We start from the raw sequence: 223 nt of genomic DNA, 5'->3' as shown, positions 1-223 counted from the left end.
CATTCTTCCAATCGAAGACGTATTCTCAATCTCAGGTCGTGGTACAGTAGTAACAGGCCGTGTTGAGCAAGGTATCGTTAAAGTTGGTGAAGAAGTAGAAATCGTAGGTATTAAAGAAACTACTAAGACTACTTGTACTGGTGTTGAGATGTTCCGTAAGCTTCTTGACGAAGGCCGCGCTGGTGAGAACGTTGGTGTTCTTCTACGTGGTACTAAGCGTGAC

The 223-nt window shown here is 44.4% G+C and carries 1 protein-coding gene; it reads left to right on the top strand.

The window, feature by feature from the left end; genetic code table 11:
- The coding region (locus ACXAH6_RS20490) for an EF-Tu/IF-2/RF-3 family GTPase (protein WP_474879844.1) at positions 1-223 on the top strand (223 nt) is incomplete at both ends.

It is taken from the genome of Alteromonas sp. ABE4_545 (assembly GCF_056161325.1).
This window is presented reverse-complemented; position numbering and strand designations above follow the sequence as displayed.